17 protein-coding genes are annotated in these 19,932 nt (G+C 64.4%); 1 reads left to right on the top strand and 16 read right to left on the bottom strand.

The window, feature by feature from the left end; translation table 11 throughout:
* Positions 1-15 precede the first annotated feature (15 nt).
* Positions 16-1,830 carry a response regulator gene (locus GGR13_RS08350; RefSeq protein ID WP_183213023.1) on the top strand — a complete coding sequence of 605 codons (1,815 nt, stop codon included), beginning with the start codon at positions 16-18 and terminating at the stop codon, positions 1,828-1,830.
* 54 nt (positions 1,831-1,884) lie between these two features.
* Here the strand turns inward: GGR13_RS08350 and GGR13_RS08345 are convergent, their stop codons facing one another.
* The 16 genes from GGR13_RS08345 to bchF form a co-directional block, all read right to left on the bottom strand.
* Positions 1,885-2,673: a DUF2189 domain-containing protein gene (locus tag GGR13_RS08345; protein ID WP_183213022.1), complete on the bottom strand. Its 789-nt coding sequence runs from the start codon at positions 2,671-2,673 to the stop codon at positions 1,885-1,887.
* Between the two features lie 111 nt (positions 2,674-2,784).
* Positions 2,785-3,735 carry an alpha/beta fold hydrolase gene (locus tag GGR13_RS08340; protein WP_183213021.1) on the bottom strand — a complete coding sequence of 317 codons (951 nt, stop codon included), beginning with the start codon at positions 3,733-3,735 and terminating at the stop codon, positions 2,785-2,787.
* A gap of 7 nt (positions 3,736-3,742) precedes the next feature.
* Positions 3,743-4,996 carry a 5-aminolevulinate synthase gene (gene hemA, locus GGR13_RS08335; RefSeq protein WP_281380566.1) on the bottom strand — a complete coding sequence of 418 codons (1,254 nt, stop codon included), beginning with the start codon at positions 4,994-4,996 and terminating at the stop codon, positions 3,743-3,745.
* Positions 4,993-5,820: a putative photosynthetic complex assembly protein PuhE gene (gene puhE / locus GGR13_RS08330; RefSeq protein ID WP_183213020.1), complete on the bottom strand. Its 828-nt coding sequence runs from the start codon at positions 5,818-5,820 to the stop codon at positions 4,993-4,995. The genes hemA and puhE overlap by 4 nt, the downstream gene beginning before the upstream one ends.
* Before the next feature lie 5 nt (positions 5,821-5,825).
* A complete protein-coding gene (gene acsF / locus GGR13_RS08325) occupies positions 5,826-6,941 on the bottom strand; it encodes a magnesium-protoporphyrin IX monomethyl ester (oxidative) cyclase (RefSeq protein ID WP_343060318.1) in 1,116 nt (371 codons plus the stop codon).
* Entirely contained in the window at positions 6,938-7,222 is a 285-nt protein-coding gene (locus tag GGR13_RS08320; protein ID WP_183213019.1) for a hypothetical protein, read from the bottom strand. Before GGR13_RS08320 ends, acsF begins: the two co-directional genes overlap by 4 nt.
* The gene (gene puhC, locus GGR13_RS08315; protein WP_183213018.1) at positions 7,219-7,689 is read right to left on the bottom strand and encodes a photosynthetic complex assembly protein PuhC; all 471 of its coding nucleotides are present in this window, start codon (positions 7,687-7,689) and stop codon (positions 7,219-7,221) included. Before puhC ends, GGR13_RS08320 begins: the two co-directional genes overlap by 4 nt.
* Positions 7,690-7,711: 22 nt before the next feature.
* Entirely contained in the window at positions 7,712-8,392 is a 681-nt protein-coding gene (gene puhB, locus GGR13_RS08310) for a photosynthetic complex putative assembly protein PuhB (protein ID WP_343060317.1), read from the bottom strand.
* A complete protein-coding gene (gene puhA / locus GGR13_RS08305) occupies positions 8,389-9,171 on the bottom strand; it encodes a photosynthetic reaction center subunit H (RefSeq protein ID WP_183213016.1) in 783 nt (260 codons plus the stop codon). The genes puhB and puhA overlap by 4 nt, the downstream gene beginning before the upstream one ends.
* A gap of 24 nt (positions 9,172-9,195) precedes the next feature.
* Positions 9,196-10,668, bottom strand: coding sequence for an MFS transporter (locus tag GGR13_RS08300; protein ID WP_183213015.1), 1,473 nt, complete (start codon positions 10,666-10,668; stop codon positions 9,196-9,198).
* Positions 10,662-11,372 carry a magnesium protoporphyrin IX methyltransferase gene (bchM, locus tag GGR13_RS08295; RefSeq protein ID WP_183213014.1) on the bottom strand — a complete coding sequence of 237 codons (711 nt, stop codon included), beginning with the start codon at positions 11,370-11,372 and terminating at the stop codon, positions 10,662-10,664. The genes GGR13_RS08300 and bchM overlap by 7 nt, the downstream gene beginning before the upstream one ends.
* The gene (gene bchL, locus GGR13_RS08290) at positions 11,369-12,277 is read right to left on the bottom strand and encodes a ferredoxin:protochlorophyllide reductase (ATP-dependent) iron-sulfur ATP-binding protein (RefSeq protein ID WP_183213013.1); all 909 of its coding nucleotides are present in this window, start codon (positions 12,275-12,277) and stop codon (positions 11,369-11,371) included. The genes bchM and bchL overlap by 4 nt, the downstream gene beginning before the upstream one ends.
* 16 nt (positions 12,278-12,293) lie before the next feature.
* Positions 12,294-16,067, bottom strand: a complete 3,774-nt coding sequence (locus GGR13_RS08285; protein ID WP_183213012.1) for a magnesium chelatase subunit H — start codon at positions 16,065-16,067, stop codon at positions 12,294-12,296.
* Positions 16,042-17,601 carry a ferredoxin:protochlorophyllide reductase (ATP-dependent) subunit B gene (gene bchB, locus GGR13_RS08280; protein ID WP_183213011.1) on the bottom strand — a complete coding sequence of 520 codons (1,560 nt, stop codon included), beginning with the start codon at positions 17,599-17,601 and terminating at the stop codon, positions 16,042-16,044. The genes GGR13_RS08285 and bchB overlap by 26 nt, the downstream gene beginning before the upstream one ends.
* The gene (locus GGR13_RS08275; RefSeq protein WP_183213010.1) at positions 17,592-18,935 is read right to left on the bottom strand and encodes a ferredoxin:protochlorophyllide reductase (ATP-dependent) subunit N; all 1,344 of its coding nucleotides are present in this window, start codon (positions 18,933-18,935) and stop codon (positions 17,592-17,594) included. The genes bchB and GGR13_RS08275 overlap by 10 nt, the downstream gene beginning before the upstream one ends.
* Positions 18,932-19,537 (bottom strand): 2-vinyl bacteriochlorophyllide hydratase, encoded by a 606-nt coding sequence (gene bchF, locus GGR13_RS08270; protein ID WP_183213009.1) that lies wholly within the window; start codon positions 19,535-19,537, stop codon positions 18,932-18,934. The genes GGR13_RS08275 and bchF overlap by 4 nt, the downstream gene beginning before the upstream one ends.
* Positions 19,538-19,932: the final 395 nt, after the last annotated feature.

Genomic DNA, 19,932 nt, shown 5'->3' with positions numbered 1-19,932 from the left:
GAACCGGGGGAATAGATGGTTGGATCAGACGGCATTGGCAAAAGCCTGGCCAGCGGGCAGACCGCCGGCGAGGCTGCTCAAGCCCTGACGGCCATCCTGCAGACCCAGTACCTTCGCTATATGATCATCGCGAGCTGGGCGATTGGGCTGTTGGCTACGGTCGGGGCTCTCAACGCCTTTGTCTGGTTCGTGGGAACGGTCGGGGCCGGCATTCTGCGAGGCTCCGTAGAAAAGAGGGTCAGCCATCGGGTGGGTGCCGGCTGGGGGATGGTGTTTCCGCTCGTTGCCACAGTGACGACCGCCGCCTGGGCTGCTGCGCCGCTGATGGCTTGGTTCTCCGATGCGCCGTTCGGTCAGGAGTTGGCTCTTGCGCTGCTGGTCTCGGGCTATGTGCTGGTGTTTGCCCAGCTGCGAAGCTCGCCGCGGCAGGCCATCCTGATTTCTTCCCCTTATGGCCTGGTCGCATTGGCGATTCTTGTAAGCCTGTGGGGCGGCCCGCTTTTCTGGCCCTTCCTCGCCGTCGTCCCGTTCACAGCTGCCGGGCTGTTCGTGCTGGTGACGATGACGGTGCTGCGCGAGGAGCGTATCCGGGCGTTTCAGGAGCATCAGGCCCATCTCATCGAGGAACTGCAGACCGCGCGTGACAAGGCCGATGCTGCCAACGCCGCCAAGTCCAACTTTCTGGGTGTGATCTCGCATGAACTCCGGACCCCGATGAATGGTGTTCTGGGCGCCGCCCAGCTGCTGGGCGCGACGCGACTGGAAGACACCCAACGGGAATACCTGTCGATCATCCGGAACTCCGGTGACAATCTGCTCAGCCTGCTCAACGACATCCTCGACATGACCAAGATCGAAGCCGGCAAGATGACCTTCGAGGTCGTCGACATCGCCACCGACGAGCTTCATCGTCGCGTGATCGGTCCCTTCACAGCCCAGGCTGAGGCCAAGGGGTTGGCCTTCGAAAGCACCTTCACCGGTGCCATCCCCGCCGTTGTGCGTGGTGATCCGCTGCGGGTATGCCAGGTGCTCCAGAACCTGTTGTCCAATGCGGTCAAGTTCACAGAGACCGGGACGATCGCCTATCGCGTGCATGGGGAGCCGATTTCCGATCAGCGTGTCAGGCTGGACTTTTCGGTCATGGACAGCGGGACAGGCATTGCCAAGGATGACCTTGAGCGGCTGTTTCAGCCCTTCACCCAAGTCGATGCGTCATCGACCCGCCGGTTTGGCGGGACGGGTCTGGGCCTGACAATTGCGCGTCGCATGGCCAACATCATGGGCGGAGACATCGGCGTCACCTCGACGCTCGGGAGCGGGTCAACATTCACCCTTTCGATCGAGGCCGAGGTTGTCGAATGGGAGCGTCTTCAGCCCGCAGAGGCCATCCGGGCCGAGGTTGGCGATGGCAACAGCCTGAGCGTGCTGGTGGTCGAAGACCATCCGGTCAACCGCATGATTCTCGAAGCCTGGCTCGGCTCGTCAGGTCACACGACCGCCTCGGCCGAGAATGGAAAGGTCGCGATCGACATGGCGGCTGGCCAGACGTTCGATCTCGTCATCATGGACGTCAACATGCCCGTGATGGACGGGCTGACCGCTACGCGCTTGATCCGGACGTCCGGACACAACCGCGAGACCCCGATTGTCGTACTGTCTGCATCGGCGCGTCACGAGGACCACCAGGCCGGTCTGGACGCCGGTGCCGACGCCTATCTGAACAAGCCGATCGATTTTGCCAGCCTTGCCGAGATGCTCGCGAGGGTCAGCGGCGGGCGAACATCCGTCAGCCAGGCTTCAAATCAGGTACAGGCGTCACGGGCAGCCTGAGTCCGGTATCCGGTCACAGTGCACGCCCCTTATCGAGGGCCGTGCGTGCCCCGGTCAGCGCTCGACCATCCGTGTGTAGAGGTGCCAGGTGGCATAGCCCAGAAGCGGAAGCACAACGGCAAGGCCCACAAAGGCGGGCAACGTACCCAACACCAGCAAGGCTACGACGCGGATCCCCCACGACGCGGTCGCCGCAGGATTGGCCCTGACGGCACGGATAGAGGTCCCGATCGCCGTCATTGCATCGACCGGCTTGTCCACGACCATCGGAAACGAGACCAGCGTCAGTACGATGGTCAGGATTCCGAATCCAAGGCCAACCAGATTCCCGACCACGATCATTGCCCAGCCTTCCGGCGTCATGAACACGCGCTGCAGCAGATTGCCGGTCGTCAGCGGGTCACCGGTTCCTATGGTCAGCGAATAGATCACATAGGCCGCGACGAGCCATGCGATGAACAACGCAATCAGCATGCCCGACAGGGTGACCAGGCCCGAACGACTGCGACCCCGGACTGGATCCAGAAAGTGCCGCCAGCTCGAGCTCAGTCCCAGTTCCCTGCGGCGCGCGATTTCGTAGAACCCTGACGCGACCGCCGGACCCAGCACCGACAGGCCGGCAACGAGCGGGAAGAACAGGGGCAGCAGCGCATCGTTCATAAAGACGACGGCCGACAAAAGCCCGGCCAGAGGATAGATGAAGGCAAGGACCAGAATGTCGCCTCGCTTTGCCTTGAAATCCTTCCAGCCCTCTGAGAGCGCCCAGGTCAGATCCGCTTCGGCTATCCTCAGTACAGGCGGTGGCGCTGCAAGTGGCAGTGACGGCGAAGGAATGCTGGTCATGACGGATCCTGGCGAGTTGTAGCGGTCTGATGTCTCTGCGTTAGAAGGCGAGGAAGGGTGTACTGACGACACGCTACACCCCATTTCGCAGACCACGCTACTGCCGTTACGTCACGACCCCGTGATGGGCGCAGCTTGCAAGTCAGCAAGGAAGGCGCGAACAGGCGGAAGGGAGTCTACAGGGGCCTCTTCATGCGGCAGGTGTCCGAGCTCTGCAAAGGACACCAGGCGGACGTCGGCGATGTGGCGCTGATAGTCCGCAGCATTGCTGAACGGGATCATGGCGTCTCGTTCCCCCCAGATCAGCAAGGTTGGCGCCGTGATTTGCTCCAGTAATGGAACCGGGTCGGTCAGAATGGTCTGTTCCATTCGCGCGAGCATGGCATCGCGGGCGCCGGGTGCCAGCATGAGGTCGTGATAACGTTCGACGGCAGCGTCCGTCAGGGCAGCGGGATCGGCATAGCCCACGGCAATGTTCGACCTCAGCATGAAGCGGGGCAGGGCATAGCGCATCAGCTTCATGATGGCAGGCACCTCCGGAGGCTTGCCGTATTCGAAGCCCGGGCTCGCAAATCCGTCCGGCGAAATCAGCACCAGCCCTTCGACACGGCCGGGATGACTGGCCGCGAATGACCAGGCAATCCGGCCACCCACGGAGTTTCCGACAAGCGAGGCCTTGTCGATGCCGCCTCTGCTCATCAGGCCCTGGATCAGGGCCATCGCGCGCGCGTCGGTATAGTCGCCAGTGCTATCGGGCGGGGACAGTCCGGAGCCAGGCAAGTCAAAGCGGATGACCCGGAAGCGGTCCTGCAAGCCTTCGGCCCAGGGTTCCCAGGTATGAAGACTGGCACCGAAACCATGGAGGAGGATCACGGTCGGGGCATCACGCGGACCCGTATCCCTGACATGGATCAGCGTGCCCTCAACATTGACCATATCGTCCGGCGAGCGGAGGTATTTCGCTTCGAGTGCCGGGCGGGTCTGGTCTGGCGTCCAGAGCCAGACGCCAAGCGCGATCAGAATGACAAGAAGGCCGAATGCGACCAGCAGAATCAGCCTCATTCAGGCATCAGGCCGCTACTGCCGTCCGGGCGAGCGCGCAGTGCGACCAGATTTCCGACAGGGCGTCGACCAGTAGGTCGATATCGTCGTCCGAATGGACCGGCGAAGGCGTCAGGCGGAGCCGCTCGGTGCCCTTGGGCACAGTCGGATAGTTGATCGGCTGCACATAGATCCCGTGGTGTTCCATCAGCCAGTCGCTGATCATCTTGCACTTCTTGGGGTCACCGACCATCACCGGGATGATGTGGCTGTCATTTGCCATGGTGGGAATCCCCGCCGCAGCCAGGCGCATGCGCACCTTTGCCACGCGCTCCTTGTGACGGAATCGCTCGATCTCGGAGGCCTTGAGGTGTCTGACGCTGGCGCAGGCACCCGCTGCGACCGCAGGGGGCAGGGCGGTCGTGAAGATGAATCCAGACGCAAAGCTCCGCACGAAATCGCACAGGGCGCTGGAGGCGGCGATATAGCCACCCATGACGCCGAACGCCTTGCCCAGTGTTCCCTCGATGACCGTGATCCGGTCCATCAGGCCTTCGCGCTCGGCGACGCCGCCGCCGCGCGGGCCATAGAGGCCGACGCCATGAACCTCGTCGAGATAGGTCATCGCCCCATATTTGTCGGCGACGTCGCAGATCTCCTTGATGGGGCCGATGTCACCGTCCATCGAATAGACGCTCTCGAAGGCGATCAGCTTGGGCCGTGACGGGTCGATCTTCGACAGCAGCTCATCCAGATGCGCAGGGTCGTTATGGCGGAAGATCTGGCATTCGGCGCGGCTGTGGCGAATGCCCTCGATCATCGAGGCGTGGTTGCAGGCATCCGAAAGGACCACGCAGTTTGGCAATTTCGCCGCGAGGGTCCCGAGAGCCGCCCAGTTGGAGACATAGCCGGAGGTAAACAGCAGGGCTGCTTCCTTGCCATGAAGGTCGGCCAGTTCGCGCTCGAGCAGCACATGGTGATGGTTCGTTCCCGAGATGTTGCGTGTGCCGCCTGCGCCGGCACCACAGCTGTCGAGGGCATCGTGCATGGCCTGCAGCACATCGCGGCTCTGGCCCATGCCAAGATAGTCGTTCGAGCACCACACCGTGATGTCGGCATTGGCATCGCCATCGTAATGGCGCGCTCGCGGGAATGCCCCGGCCTTGCGCTCAAGCTCTGCGAAAACCCGATAGTTGCCGTCGTCACGGAGGCCCTGGAGCTGGGACTGGAAAAAGCTTTCGTACATCGTGGCGGTCCCCCCGGTGGTGGTCGTGTCAGTCATCGATCCCGCTCCCCTGCGGCCGCGAGGACAATGTCCGCGCGCGATTGTTTGTTGTCGTCGCCCAGCGCCCAGCCCCACAGGGTGCGGTCGGGAGAGGGCGTCATGAGAAAGGCGTGTTCCAGAAGCCCCAGAAGGGTCAGGGCCAGCATCAGGCTGGCTCCGATGGCTTCTCCGGGCGGCGTGCCGGCGTCGGTCGCGACATGGCGCAGAAGGATCGCCGCGATCACGGACAGTGCCAGCGAAAGCGGGAAAAGCGCATTGAAGCGGGCGCGCCTGAAATAGGTCTGAAGATAGGTGAGGTTCGTCGGAAGGAAGGTGATCGGCGGATTGCGGACACCGAGGTAGATGTTGAGCTTGGTCGACAGTCGCATGCCCAGAAGCAGGACAAAGGTCAGCGTTCCGGTCTGGTTCGGCTGACCCCAGGCAAGAGCGACGACCAGGACGGCCGTGAGCGCGAGGGCGATTTCGTGGTGGATGACTGTCTCGGCCGAAACCCGAAACCGCGTCCAGCCGGTCGCGGTTGGAGGGCAAGGCGTCCGGCGCGGACCTGTCACCTTGCCCATCAGAAACCCCAATTCGTGCCAGCCCCACACGGTCAGGGCGAAGCCGAATGCACCGTAGGCACCCATCACGCTCGTATCCCGAGCCGACAAAACCAGCCCGATCAGTGCCAAGAGTGCCACGACACTTGATACCCCGAGGGTCCAGCCCGCTGCAGCGCGCGGCAGGCGAACCAGCCACAGGATCGCACCTGTGCTGAACCACCAGAGCAGCAGAGAGGTCGCGAGAGCGACCGCAATCTGGGACGTGCTGACCGGCTCCATCGACCCTACCAGGTCGGCGCGAGGCGGATGTCGGCGGGCGGCGTGTTCTTCTCGACGGGTTCGAAGTAGAGGCCCGCCAGGATCGACGCTACCTTCAGGGCCATGCCAACCCGTCGGACGCCGTTCACGAGGCCACCGGCGCTCTTGGCCGCTGCCATGGCGTCGGCTGTCATCCGCAGGCGCTCCAGCCCCTTGCGGAACCTTGGCGTGTCCGTCTTCAGGACGACCGGATAGACCTGTTTCGAAATCTCGGAGCAGATCCGGAACACCTCGTGATCATACTCGGTGATGTCGACGCCAAGGGCCTTGTGAAAGGCCGGGCGGTTGTGATCGCGAACGTACATCGTCGCATAGACCGACAGGAGGAAGAACCGAATCCACCAGACGTTCGGTCCCTTCAGCAGCTTCGGATCCGTCCGCATCAGCAAGGCGAAGGCCTCGCCATGGCGGAACTCGTCGTTGCACCACTTCTCGAACCATTTGAAGATCGGATGGAAGCGCTGGTCCGGATGCTTCTCGAGGTGCCGGTAGATGGCGATGTAGCGGGCGTATCCAATCTTTTCGGACAGGTAGACCGCGTAGAAGATGAATTTCGGCTTGAAGAACGTGTATTTCTTGGTCTTCGTCAGAAAGCTGAGATCAACGCCGATGCCTGAATCCTTCAGCGTATCATTGATGAAGCCGGCATGCCGGGCTTCGTCGCGGCTCATGTATTTGAACAGGGCCTTGATGTCCGGGTTCTGAACCCGTTTGGCGATCTCGGCATACAGGACGCAGCCCGAGAATTCTGACGTCAGCGAACTCACCAGGAAATCCACGAACTCCTTTCGCAGATCCTCCGGCAAGGCTTCGATGACACCCTCGAACGAGGCATCGCGCTTGAAGTGGTGCTTGTTCAGGTCGGCGGCCATCTCGGCCATGAGGCCGTCCCAGACCTCGCGGACGGGGCTGACGTCGATGCGGTCCATGGCCTCGAAATCGGTCGTGTAGAACCGGGGGCTCAGGACCGTGTCCTGCTGGGCCAACGCCGTCGTCTCTGCCGAGCGAACGGAATCCCGTGCCGTGTGCCGGGGATCCGGACGCATCAGCTCATGGGAGGGATCAAGCGCGAGGGCGGTCACAGGCTTCTCCTTGGCGTGAAGCTGACATCGTAGAGTTCAGAGAGTTCGAAACGGGCCGTGACCTTGGTCCACAGCCGTTCCAGCGGCGAGGCCCGCCGGACGGTCGCGAACCGTCGAAAGGTGCGGCGCTGGCCGAAGGCGACATGGATCGGGTCGCCATGCACCAGGACCTGATCGCCGGGCCGGATGTCGGGATCGCCGTCGAGCGCGACGTGCGCGTGCAGGCTCTCGTCGGAGTGCTCGACCTCGATCGTGCAGGGGGTCTGAAGGTGCCGGTTCATGCCTGGGTCTCCGGTGCGCGCATCAGATCGATGAAGGCCTGCCGATTGGTGGGCCCGAAGGCATTGAGCGTCAAAACGTGGGCCGTGGCCAGATCCTCAATCGTCACCGTGCCGTCAGACCATTCGGTGACGCGGAACGCCGCCTCCGGGCCCAGACCGCGGGCCCGCCGGTCGCGGACCATGCTGCGCAGGATGCCACGAAGAAATCCCCCGGTCCCGGGCGCGACGGCCCGATCCGGCTGCCCCACGACCTCGACCCGGATACCGCCATCGTCCAGGTCATGAAAACGCATGTCCCGGCTGATGACCTGCGAGGCAGAGCTTGGAGCCGCTGTCGCGGCTGCGGAGGCCGGGGTTTCGATCAGACCCAACCGGGCAGCCCCCACCATGAAAAGGCTGGCGCCGACCAGCACGAAGGCACCGATCAAAGGCGCTTTTGGAAAGGGCTTGTCGTCGAGGGCAGACATCGGAGGTTTCCTTGGATGACGATCAGGCGGTTGCGGGTTGGCCGTCGCTGGACTTGGCGCGGGTCGGACGGGCAGCCGCGGGGCGAGCCGGTTCGGCGATGAACGGCTTGTCGGCAGCGCGGGCAGCGATCTGCAACTGGGTGCTGAGACGTTCAGCTACCGCAGCCGCATCCGGCAGTGCCCGCATCATCGGTTCGGGGCTGACGAAACGCCAGGGTCGGGCATGAGGCCAGAGGTGCGGGTAGGCGATCTTTGCACCGCCACCGAGGCTGATCGGAATGTCGCCCACGCCCTTTGCGTCCACCTTCAGCTGGGCCGAGGCAATGGTCGGATAGGGGATGTTGAAGCATTTCGAGAGCGCCACGCCATGGCGCAGCACGAACCGCTTGTTGGTCATGGTGTAGACCGTCGTGCGGGCATTGGCCCAGGCGTAGAGGATGAGCAGGCCGACGCAGACGGCGCCGGCGAGGACGCTCAACACAGCTGTCAACGCCACCTGGTCCAGAGGCTTGGCCGTGATCAGTCCATTGACCAGGTTCCAGGTGGTGAGGCCCCCGAAATACAGGGCCACCCAGTGGGCCTTCATGGCCGAGCGGGCCAGGGTGCGCCAGTCGGGCGAACCCTGCCACAGGATGTGTTCGCCGGCCGGAAGGTGTCCAGGCAGCCCGCGGATGGGCTCGCCGTCATGTTCGTTCTCGCTCACAGCCATGGCTCCTGACGGTCACGGGTGGCGTACAGGAGGCCACCGCCGAAATAGCCCATGACGCGATCTTCTTCGTAAAGGGTGATCTGGTCCGTGCTTTCCAGTGCCGGAGCATCGGCGAACTGCGCGGCCGTAACCGTTTGGGTTTTAACCGTGTTTTTCGATCCGCTGACGACGACCATGGTCATTGGAATGACAACCTTGCGGCCGGCCTCGCCGCCGACGGCGACTTCGAGATAACGGATCAGGACTTCGGACCGGTCCACCCAGGCATCGGTGACGATGCCCGCAACCTTTCCGTCGCAACCGATCATCTTCATGCCGCGAGGATCGGGATCCTGGGGGCTGAGATGGAAATCACCGGCGATCCGCATCGGCACGATCTTGGCATGGCCCTCGACCGTAGCGTCGGGATAGCGCGGGCGCTCGGCATAGGAACCCGGCCCGATTCCGTCGACCAGAGGATTGCCGGTCGGCTCGATCGGTGACCCGTCCATCGGCGCACTGCGACGGGCCGCGAGAGGCCGTTTGTCCCGGTTGCCGGGGTTCGGATAGCTGCGGGTGCCGTGACCATGAGGCAGGACGAAGGTCTTTGGGCTGGCCGTGAAGAACAGGCCGCCCAAAGGCTCCTGCCGCCCGGTGACATCGTTCTCGAGCGGATAGCCCTCGCGACGGTCTTCCCGGCGCAGATAGAAGATCAGCCCCGCGAAGAAGAGGAAAAAGGCGATGAGGCAGAACTCTGCCACATCGAAATCACCGAAAAGGTACGGGCTGTCCATGTCAAAGGCTCCTTTGAACCGGGGTCAGGCAGGCAGGTCGGCAAGGCCGAACCGGGGGGTGGATAGGGCAGGCGAGGCGGGGGTAGGCGAGTAGCGAGCCAGGGGCCCGATCGCGACAAGCGCAGCAAACAGCAGGCCGATCTCGAGATGATAGACAACGATGTATCCCGTTGCGGGCGTGGTCATCGCGGCTCCCAGCAGGCCGGCATCGGCGAGGCTGGAAACGAGGTCGCGCAGGCCGCCGCCGACCAGGATCGCGAGACCCACGGCCGTGGCCTGAACGGCGCCCCAGGCTCCCAGAGCGATGCCTGATTTGCCGTCGCTGGCCAGGGCCATGGCGGAGGTCAGGGTTCCGACCGAGAACAGGCCGCCGCCCAGTCCGATCAGAACGACACCGAAACAGAAGACCGGCGTGATGGAGAAGGCACCGCCGCAGATCACCGCCACGAAAGCCAGGATGCCCCAGATGAGCCCATGGCCGGCCAGCCGATGCGGCTCGCCACCCTGAGCCAGCCGGCGTGCCGCGAACGCCAGCCCCGCCAGGGTGCCTGCCGACCACAGTGCCGTCAGGGCCGTCGTCTGACCCACGGACAAATCGAGGACCTTGCCGCCATAGGGCTCCAGAAGCACATCCTGCATCGAGAACGCTGCGGCACCCAGGCCCACGGCGATCAGCAGGCGGCTCGCGCGACCTCCCGCCGAGAACTCGGCCCAGGCGGCCTTGAACTCGGGCCGGGGCTTGTCCTTGGCGGTGAGTGCCAGGTTCTGGGCCTCCTGTTTCCACAGGGCGGTCATGTTCAGGATGATGGCAAGAACAGCCGCGCCCTGGACGACCCCGACCAGCTTGACCTCCTGGAAGTCGGCCAGGATCAGCCCCATCAGGACGCCGGAAATCAGCATGCCGACCAGCAGCATGACATAGAGGAGGGCGACCACCCGGGGCCGGGCATGTTCGGGGGCCAGATCATTGGCCAGTGCCAGACCCGCGGTCTGGGTGGTGTGGATCCCTGCTCCGACCAGCAGAAAGGCTACCACGGCGGCGATGTGGCCGATCCACTCTGCACCGACTCCGCGGCCGCCACTGATCAGCAAGGCAAAGGGCATGATGGCGAGGCCGCCGAACTGCAGCATGCTGCCGAACCAGATGTAGGGGCCCCGCCGCCAGCCGAGATGTGACCGGTGCGTATCCGACCTGTGTCCGATCAGGGCACGAAGCGGGGCAAACAGGAACGGTATGGCGACCATGGCGGCGACCATGACCGCAGGCACGTTCAGCTCGACGATCAGGACCCGGTTCAGGGTTCCCGTCAGCAGGACAGTCGTCATCCCGACCGAAATCTGGAAGAGCGAAAGCCTCAGCAGGCGGCTGAGCGGCAGTTCGGTTGTTGCTGCATCGGCAAAGGGCAGGCAGGCGGTTATCAGGCGCGCCCACTGTGCGCGGGCGTCGCCTCTCGCCGCCTTCTCTGCCTTCCAGTCGAGCAGCAGTTCGTTCAGCACCGGCGCAGCTCCATCGCCTGCGATGTGTAAAATCCACCCTGGACCCGACGACTGCGACCGACAGAGCAGCCGGGCAGGCGCGAAAGGCGCATGGCCAGGGCCGCCAGATCAGCGGGGGCGATCGCGGGGGCTCTGTCGGCGCGCGGAAAGACCTTGCCCATCGTCAGCATCAGCATCAGTGCCGGTGTTCGAGGCGTGATGGTGAAGATCACCGATCCGCGCGTACGGGCCGAAAGCGAGGCGAGGACCCCCACGATGTCGTCTGTGCGGTAGTGGATCAGGCTATCCATGGCGACGACGTGGTCAAACTCGCCGAGGTCCGGCGACATCATGTCCCCGGCGCGCCAGTCGATCGTCCCGGCCAAATCCTGAGGTGCGCGCTCGCGAGCGATATCGACCAGACTTGCGGAGACATCGATGGCAACGACGTCCGCACCGCGTCTGGCCGCCTCGACAGCCAGGGCTCCGGTGCCGCAACCGGCATCGAGGATGCGCAGGCCCCTCATGTCGTCCGGCATCCAGGACAACAGGACATTGCGCATCTCGTCCCGGCCTGCTCGGACGGTGGCGCGGATCCTCGAGACCGGTGCGTCACTGGTCAGCTGCGCCCAGGCGTCCAGGGCCGTGCGGTCGAAATACTCTTCAAGCCGGCCGCGATACTGATCCCAGGTCGCGCTGGTCCTTTGATCGATCGTGGCGGTCATTGGTCAAATCCCAGGAACTCGAAGATGTCGCGGTCGCGCATGGGCTCGGCCTCGATCGGGTCCATGCCGTCCCAGAGGGACTGGGCCAGGCGCATGTATTCGGCCTTGGCGGCTTCCAGCTCGGGAGAGCCGTCCATCTCGAACACGACCGACTTCTTGAGGCGGCTGCGGCGGATTTCGTCGAGGTCGGCGAAGTGGGCGATACGCTTCAGGCCGATCGCTTCATTGAACCGGTCGATCTCGTCGGTGCCGGCGCTGCGGTTGGCGATGATGCCGCCGAGGCGGACCTGATAGTTTTTGGACTTGGCCTTGATGGCCGCGACGATGCGGTTCATCGCGAAGATGCTGTCGAAATCGTTGGCCGTGACGACCAGCGCCCGCTCCGCATGCTGCAGGGGGGCTGCAAAGCCACCGCAGACGACGTCGCCGAGGACATCGAAGATCACGACATCGGTGTCTTCGAGAAGGTGATGTTCCTTCAGGAGTTTCACAGTCTGGCCGACAACATAGCCGCCGCAGCCAGTGCCAGCGGGGGGGCCGCCAGCCTCGACGCAGCGGACCCCGTTGAAGCCCTCATAGACATAGTCCTCGGGGCGGAGTTCCTCGGAGTGGAAATTCACGGTCTCCAGCACATCGATGACCGTCGGCACGAGCCGCTTTGTCAGGGTGAAGGTACTGTCGTGCTTGGGGTCGCAGCCGATCTGCAGCACCCGTTTGCCCAGCAGTGAAAAGGCTGCCGACAGGTTGGAGCTGGTGGTCGATTTGCCGATCCCGCCCTTGCCATAGACGGCAAAGACCTTGGCTGTGCCGATGTTCAGCGTTGCGTCCATCTCGACCTGAACCGATCCGGCACCATCCGGCGGACGGCGCTTCAGGGTCTGGGGCATTTCGAGGGTAATGGTCATTGTCAGTCCTTGATCCTCAGGCCGCAACTGCGGGGGTGAGGCCTTCGAGGCGATCTTCGAGTTCGTCGGCGGCGTCGCGGAGCGCCTGTAGCGTCGCAGGATCCGGGGCCCAGTAGGCGCGGTCCGAAGCTTCCAGCAGCCGGTTGGCCATGCGGGCCGACGCCTTCGGGTTCAGCTTTGCCATGCGGGCCCGCATCTCGGGGTCCAGCACGAAGGTCTCCGAGATTTCCTTGTAGACCCAGGGCTGGACATCGCCGGTCGTGGCGGACCAGCCGAGGGTATTGGTCACCTGGGCCTCGATCGCGCGAACGCCTTCGGATCCGTGCTTCAGCTGACCCTCGAACCAGCGCGGGTTCAGGACACGGGTGCGGCTTTCCAGGGTGACCTGTTCTGCGAGGGTCCGGACCTTGCCTTCGCCCTGGGTCTGGTCGCCGATATAGACCGGCGAGGCCTTGCCGCGGGCCCGCTCGGCCGACTTGGCGACGCCGCCGAGGGTGTCGACATAGTGGTCGATGGTGGTGACGCCGAGATCGACCGAGTCGAGGTTCTGATAGGCCAGGTCGATCCCGGCCAGGGCGCTGGTCAGCAGGGCGGGTTGCTTCAGCGGCTTCCCGTTGCGGCCATAGGCAAAACCCTTGCGGGATTCGAAGGCATCAGCGAGTTCGCCCTCTTCGGTCCAGGCACCCGAGTCGATCAGAGAGTTGACCGAGGCCCCATAGGCACCCTCTGCATTGGAGAAAACGCGCAGCGCCGCAGTCTCGAAGTCGCAGCCCAGTTTGGCCTGATGCTCAAGCGCACGCTTGCGCACGAAATTCTGCTCGATCGGCTCGTCGGCGGTGGCGGCCAGCCAGGCGGCGTCGGCCAGCATCTTCATCTGCAGGGGAAGAAGGTCGCGGAAGATGCCGGAGACCGTGGTGACCACGTCTACGCGGGGCCTTCCCAGCTCTTCCAGCGAGACCAGTTCGGCTCCACAAAGGCGACCGTATCCGTCGAAGCGCGGGCGGGCACCCATCAGGGCCATGGCCTGGGCGATCGGGCCGCCTTCGCTCTTCAGATTGTCGGTACCCCACAGGACAACGGCCATGGATTCCGGCAGCAGACCCGTTTCTTCGCGGTGCTTGGCCAGCAGCCGATCGGCCTGACGCATGCCATCGGCGACGGCATAGGCGGAGGGAATGCGGAAAGGGTCGAAGCCATGGATATTGCGTCCGGTCGGCAGCATCTCCGGCGTCCGCAGCAGGTCGCCGCCGGGCGATGGCATGACATAGCCTCCGTCCAGTGCCGCGATCAGGGCTTCCATCTCGGGGTTTGTCGAGAGTGCTTCGTTTGTCGTGTGCAGGTGTCGGAACAGATCGATGCCGGTGGCATCGGACGCCAGGCCGCTGATACCCAAAGCGGTACGGGCGTCGGCACCATCGACAAGAGCCTGGACGGCCTCGCGGCCGGGCTTGGGACCTTCGCGGGCCTCGGCGACAGCCAGCAGCAGATCGACGCGTTCGTCTGATGTGAAAGGCTCGCCCAGCACATGCAGGCCGTTCGGGATCAGCGTCTGTTCCAGTTCCTGCAGGTTCGCGATCAGGGCATGGACGCGGGCATCGTCCGAACCTTCGGTCAGCTCGAGGTTCAGCGTGATGGCGGCCTCGAAGATCATCGGGGCCAGCTGAGCGCGCTCTGCACTGGCCTCGATCTCTGTCCCGCGCCAGCGTTCGAGCAGGGCCTTGAGGTCGAGGAGCCCCTTGTAAAGGCCGGCATCGTTGATGGGCGGCGTGATGTAGCTGATCAGGGTCGCGTTCGAGCGCCGCTTGGCGATCATGCCCTCTGACGGGTTGTTTGCGGCATAGAGGTAGAGGTTCGGCAGATCGCCGATCAGCCGGTCGGGCCAGCAGGCCTGCGACAGCCCGGTCTGCTTGCCGGGCATGAATTCCAGCGCCCCATGGGTGCCGAAATGCAGCACAGCGTGGGCACCGAAATCCTCGCGGATCCAGCGATAGAAGGCGCTGAACGCGTGTGTGGGGGCGAATGTCCCCTCGAACATGAGGCGCATCGGATCGCCCTCGATGCCGAAGGGCGGCTGCAGGCCGACGAAGACGTTGCCGAACTCGGCACCCAGCACGAAGATCGACGATCCGTTGGCCAGGGACTTGCCCGGGGCTGGGCCCCAGACCGCCTCGATGTCCGCCAGCCAGCGCTCGCGCAGGACATGTTCGTTGGCCGGGATGCGCACGTGAACATTGCCGTCGGTGCCGAAGCGCGCGGCATTGCCCTCCAGCAGCTTCTCGCGCAGCGCGTCGATGCTTTCAGGGACCTCGACGGTATAGCCCTCGGCAGCGAGACGGCTAAGGGTCTTGTGCAGGCTGGCCCAGACCGACATCTGGGCGGCTGTTCCGGCAGCCCCGGCATTGGGCGGGAAGTTGAACAGGACGGCGGCGATCTTGCGATCGGCGCGTTCGGAGCGCCGCAGGGTAATCATCTTGCCGACGCGATCGGCCAGGCTTTCGGCGCGTTCGGGGCACCCGACCATCGACTTGGCGTCACGACCGGGGAACGTGCAACGCCGGGTACATCCCGTGCACGGCGCGTCCGAACCATCCGTACGGCCCCCGAACATGACGGGGGCGATACCGCCGTCGAGTTCGGGTATGGAGACCATCATTGTGGCCTCCAGCGGAAGCAGGCCCTGTGACCCTGCACTCCATTGCTGGAAGGACTGGAACTCCAGCGGATGGGCCGAGACGTAGGGAACGTCGAACTTGCCGAGGACCTCGGCGGCGGCTTGCGAGTTGTTGTAGGCGGGCCCTCCGACCAGGGAGAAGCCGGTGAGGTTGATCATGGCGTCGACCGTCGGACGGCCGTCCTTCATGAACATCGCGTCCATCGCCGGGCGGGCATCGAGTCCGTTCGCGAAGGCGGGGATCACCCGAACGCCCCGGGCTTCGAACGCCTCGATGACCCCGTCATAGTGCGCTGCGTCCCCGGCCAGCACGTAAGACCGCAGAATGACCAGACCGACCGTGCCGTTGCGTCCTTCATGGGTCGGCAGTGCGTCGGGCCGTTCCGCCATGCGAGCGGCGACCGTGGTGCCCATGCGCGGGTGATAGACTCCGATTTCCGGATACTCGACCGGTGCGGCGGCCTTCATGGCTCCGCGCAGGACGCGGCGTTCGCCATCGGCATATCGGTCCACCAGGAAGCGGACCATCGACACCATGTTTTCGCTCGAACCGGCGAACCAGTACTGCAGGGTCAGGAAATAGGCGCGGACGTCCTGGGCTGTGCCCGGTACGAAGGCGAGGATCTTGGGCAGGCGGCGCAGCATGGCCATCTGCTTCTCGCCGGGGACGCCGCCTGTGGCCTTGGTGTTCCCGCGCAGCTTCTTGAGCATCGCCAGCGGACCCTTGGTCGACCCGTCCATGCGGTAGGGACCCATCTTGGTCAGCTTCACGACCTCGGCCGCCGACATCATGCAGACCATGGCATCGCAGGCTTCGTTCCGGGCCTTCAGCGCCGGCAGGACCATCTGGATATGGTCATCGACGAACAGCATCGAGGCGATGACCAGATCACCCCGGGCGATGTCGGCTGTGCAGGCGTCCAGGGCTGCGGGATCGCTGCCGAACTCCGACGCGGCGTGCAGGGCGATGGTCAATCCCGGAACGGTCCGGCGCAACTCTGTCTGGGCCTGGGCCACGGCACCGGCGAGGTGGTTGTCCAGGGTCACGATCACGACGCGCACCTGTGGCCCGAGCACGGCGGCCTGCGAGGGATCAGCGGCTGTAATGCGATTTTGCATCGTACAACGTCTCCACCCCGATGGTCGCCATGCCGTGCTCGGCGGCGAAGCGTTCCGTGTTTTTTCTGGCCTTGCCGCGAACGAAGAAGGGGATCTTCTTCAGTTCGGCTTCCGCATCGGCGGCCCAGACGATCTCGGACGAGACCAGGGCGATTTCTGTGGACGCTACGCTTTCGCTCGATTGATCCGGGCGAGCAGACCCGGCCCCGTGTCCGCCCAGATGCGAGGCACCGGCCTCGTCGCTGAACTCGAAATCGTCGCGGAACATGTGCAGCAGGTGCTCTTCCAGCCCCATGACGAGCGGGTGAACCCAGGTGTCGAACAGGACGTTGGCGCCCTCGAAACCCATCTGCGGCGAGTAGCGGGCCGGATGGTCCTGCACGTGGAACGGGGCCGAGATGACCGCGCAGGGGATGCGCAGGCGCTTGGCGATGTGGCGCTCCATCTGCGAACCCAGCACCAGCTCGGGCTGCAGGGCGGCGATGGCGTCCTCGACTTCCAGATAGTCGTCAGTAATCAGGGCAGTCAGGCCCAGGCTGGCGGCCGCTGCCCGGACCTCGCGAGCGAACTCGCGATTGTAGCAACCCATGCCAACGACTTCGAAGCCGAGTTCCTCGGACGCCACGCGGGCCGCTGCGATCACATGGGTCGCGTCACCGAAGACGAAGACGCGCTTGCCGGTCAGATAGGTCGAATCGACCGACCGTGACCACCAGGGCATCCGCGACGGGACACCCTCGAGAACGGGCGCGGGATCGAGGCCCGTCAGGGCGCAGACCTCGTGGATGAAATCCAGGGTGGCTCCGTAGCCGATGGGCACGGTCTTCACCGAAGGCTGGCCGCACATCTTCTGGAGCTGCAGGGCGGCCTCGCCCGCGATCTCCGGATAGAGCACCACGTTGAAGTCGGCAGCGCCCATGCGGACGATGTCGGCCGGGGTGGCACCCAGCGGGGCCGTCACATTGATGTCGACGCCGATCCGCTCCAGCAGCCGGGTGATTTCGACGACATCGTCGCGGTGACGGAAGCCGAGGGCCGTGGGGCCCAGGATGTTGCAGGACGGGCGGCGGCTCTCCATCGGCGTCCGCTCGACCACCTTCGTCAGTGAGCGAACCAGCTGGCGGAAGGTCTCGGCGGCGCCCCAGTTTTCCTTCTTCTGGTAGCTGGGCAGCTCCAGCGGAATGACCGGGATCGGCAGGCCGATGGCCAGGGCCATGCCCGCCGGATCGTCCTGGATCAGTTCGGCGGTGCACGAAGCCCCGACAATCATGGCCTGGGGCTGGAAGCGCGCGTGGGCGTCGATGACCGCGGTCTTGAACAGTTCAGCCGTGTCGGTGCCGAGATCGCGCGCCCGGAAGGTCGTGTAGGTGACGGGCGGGCGGGCTCCGCGCCGTTCGATCATCGTGAACAGCAGGTCGGCATAGGTATCGCCCTGAGGGGCGTGCAGGACGTAGTGCAGTCCGGTCATCGCCGTTGCGATCCGCATGGCACCCACATGCGGCGGCCCTTCATAGGTCCAGACCGTCAGTTGCATGCCACAACCTCCCGCCGGGAGGGACGCGCGGGGACAATGGCATCCGACAGGCGGTCACGGCGGTTCATCGGACGGGCAAACAGTTCCGCCAGATCAGCCGCCTGGTCGAAGCCGTGAACCGGGGAGAAGACCAGCTCGATCGACCATTTGGTCGTCAGGCCTTCCATCTCCAGCGGATTGGCGAGACCCAGACCACAGACGGACAGGTCCGGGCGCGCATCGCGGCAACGGTCCAACTGGCGATCGACGTCCTGGCCCTCGCTGAGCCGGGTCGAGGATGGCAGCAGCGGCAGTTCCTTCGCCAGATGCGTCCGGTGCAGATAGGGCGTTCCGACTTCCAGCGGGATCATGCCGAGCTCGCGCGACAGGAACCGGGCCAGAGGCACTTCAAGCTGCGAGTCGGGGAAGAAGAAGATCGATTTGCCTTCCAGACGGGCGCGAACCTTTTCCAGCGCGCGGGTGGCACGTTCGCGGCCGGGGGCCACGACGGTGCGGAAGGTCATCTCGTCGACCCCGAAGGCAACGGCAGCGGCATGCAGCCAGTCGGTCGTGCCCTCGGCGCCGAACGGGAACAGGGCATCGAGACGGACAGCGCCACGGTCCTCGAGGGCACGGGCCGTGTCACCGAGGAAGGGCTGGGCCAGAAGGAAGCGGGTGTTGGGACCGACCGATGGCAGATCGCTGATTCGGCGGGCGGGCAGGGCTTCGACACGCTGGATGCCCATGGCCGCGAACAGGCGACGGAACTGGTCCTCGACCACATCGGGCAGGGCGCCGACGATCAGCAGGGTCTGTTCGGCGTTGGCCGGGGCCGCTGCCATCTGCGGCACGAGCGCTGCGAGGCACGCGTCCTCGCCCTGGGTGAAGGTCGTCTCGATCCCGCTGCCGGAGTAGTTGAGCACGCGGACATTGGGGCTGTGCTTTTCAGACAGGCGACCGGCGGCGCGGCTGAGGTCCAGCTTGATCACTTCTGACGGGCATGAGCCCACCAGAAACAGTAGCTTGATGTCGGGACGGCGGGCCAGCAGGCGGTCGACCACCCGGTCCAGCTCGTCATTGGTGTCGGTCAGACCCGCGAGATCCTTCTCCTCCATGATGGCGGTGGCGAAGCGGGGCTCGGCAAAGATCATGACGCCCGCAGCCGACTGGATCAGATGTGCGCAGGTGCGCGAGCCGACGACGAGGAAGAAGGCGTCCTGCATCTTGCGATGCAGCCAGACGATTCCGGTCAGGCCGCAGAACACCTCGCGCTGTCCCCGCTCGCGGAGCACCGGTGCGTCGGCACAGCCGCCGACGGACGCGGAAGGTTCAAGCAGGCCAGCCGAAGCGCTCATGCAGGCACACCCGAGGCCGGGGCTGCGCTGGGGCGGGCAGGGGCCTGCAGCCGTGCCATCCGGAGCTTCCAGATGAACTGCGCGGCGTTGATGGCGTAGGTCGCGTAGGCCGCCAGGGCGACCAGCAGCTGTTCGCGTGGCGAGCCGACCGACAGCAGGACCATGCCAAGGTAGAGGGTGTGCAGGGCCAGGACGACCATGCTGAACACGTCTTCCCAGAAAAAGGCGGGGGCGAACAACCAGCGCCCGAACACGACCTTCTCCCAGATGCAGCCCGTGATCATGATGGTGTAGAGAAGCACCGTCTTGACCAGCACCGAGATGGTGGCGGCGTTCGCGCCTTCGCCTGTGCTCAGATAGCGCAGCACAAAGCCAAGGCTGATCAGGAACGCCAGGAACTGGACAGGAGCCAGGATACCCTGAACCAGGGTCCAGGCACTGGAATCCCGACGAATGCGTTCCTCAGGCGTATAGAGCGGGGCCGAAACGCGGTGATCGACCCGATGCGTCTCGAGGCTGTGCCGTCCGGTGTGAGCGGGCCAGGGGCAGGGTGAGATGCGGTCAAGAACCGCAGCCAGATGCTGTTCCAGAAAGGGTTTCATTCCGTGATGGCCCGTCTGGTCTTGGTGTCCCAAACCGGATCCTGGGTCGTATGTGTGCGATGACATCGCTCGACTCCGTCACCTCCCGATAGAGGCGCTGAGACAAACCTAGGTCGATGCGACCCAATGTGTCAAATCGATTTGACGTCCAAATAAATTGACACTCGACAGGTCGTCGAGAGGGTTGACTCCGGTCGCGATCAGGCAGCCTATTCTCTCTGTTTGGTAATAAGGATGAACCAGCACCCTCGCCGCCGCCTTCGCTCGTTCAGCGACAGACCAAGGGGATCAGCGCAGGTTTATCCGACGGTCGGACGTGAGGTCCGGTCGGTTTTTGAGCGAGCGCTTCGCCGGGTGGATGGGGATCACGCCTGACGTACGAATGATCGAACTCC

Source organism: Brevundimonas variabilis, assembly GCF_014199945.1.
In the GTDB taxonomy this organism is placed as follows: Bacteria; Pseudomonadota; Alphaproteobacteria; order Caulobacterales; family Caulobacteraceae; genus Brevundimonas; species Brevundimonas variabilis.
This window is presented reverse-complemented; position numbering and strand designations above follow the sequence as displayed.

Coding starts and splice junctions, on each gene's coding strand:
- bchB (WP_183213011.1), bottom strand. CDS start 17,601: ATGCAACTGACGGTCTGGACCTATGAAGGGCCGCCGCATGTGGGTGCC.
- bchF (WP_183213009.1), bottom strand. CDS start 19,537: ATGAAACCCTTTCTGGAACAGCATCTGGCTGCGGTTCTTGACCGCATC.
- puhE (WP_183213020.1), bottom strand. CDS start 5,820: ATGGAGCCGGTCAGCACGTCCCAGATTGCGGTCGCTCTCGCGACCTCT.
- GGR13_RS08350 (WP_183213023.1), top strand. CDS start 16: ATGGTTGGATCAGACGGCATTGGCAAAAGCCTGGCCAGCGGGCAGACC.
- GGR13_RS08345 (WP_183213022.1), bottom strand. CDS start 2,673: ATGACCAGCATTCCTTCGCCGTCACTGCCACTTGCAGCGCCACCGCCT.
- bchL (WP_183213013.1), bottom strand. CDS start 12,277: ATGACCATTACCCTCGAAATGCCCCAGACCCTGAAGCGCCGTCCGCCG.
- puhA (WP_183213016.1), bottom strand. CDS start 9,171: ATGGACAGCCCGTACCTTTTCGGTGATTTCGATGTGGCAGAGTTCTGC.
- puhC (WP_183213018.1), bottom strand. CDS start 7,689: ATGTCTGCCCTCGACGACAAGCCCTTTCCAAAAGCGCCTTTGATCGGT.
- GGR13_RS08340 (WP_183213021.1), bottom strand. CDS start 3,735: ATGAGGCTGATTCTGCTGGTCGCATTCGGCCTTCTTGTCATTCTGATC.
- GGR13_RS08275 (WP_183213010.1), bottom strand. CDS start 18,935: ATGAGCGCTTCGGCTGGCCTGCTTGAACCTTCCGCGTCCGTCGGCGGC.
- GGR13_RS08285 (WP_183213012.1), bottom strand. CDS start 16,067: ATGCAAAATCGCATTACAGCCGCTGATCCCTCGCAGGCCGCCGTGCTC.
- GGR13_RS08320 (WP_183213019.1), bottom strand. CDS start 7,222: ATGAACCGGCACCTTCAGACCCCCTGCACGATCGAGGTCGAGCACTCC.
- bchM (WP_183213014.1), bottom strand. CDS start 11,372: ATGACCGCCACGATCGATCAAAGGACCAGCGCGACCTGGGATCAGTAT.
- hemA (WP_281380566.1), bottom strand. CDS start 4,996: ATGACTGACACGACCACCACCGGGGGGACCGCCACGATGTACGAAAGC.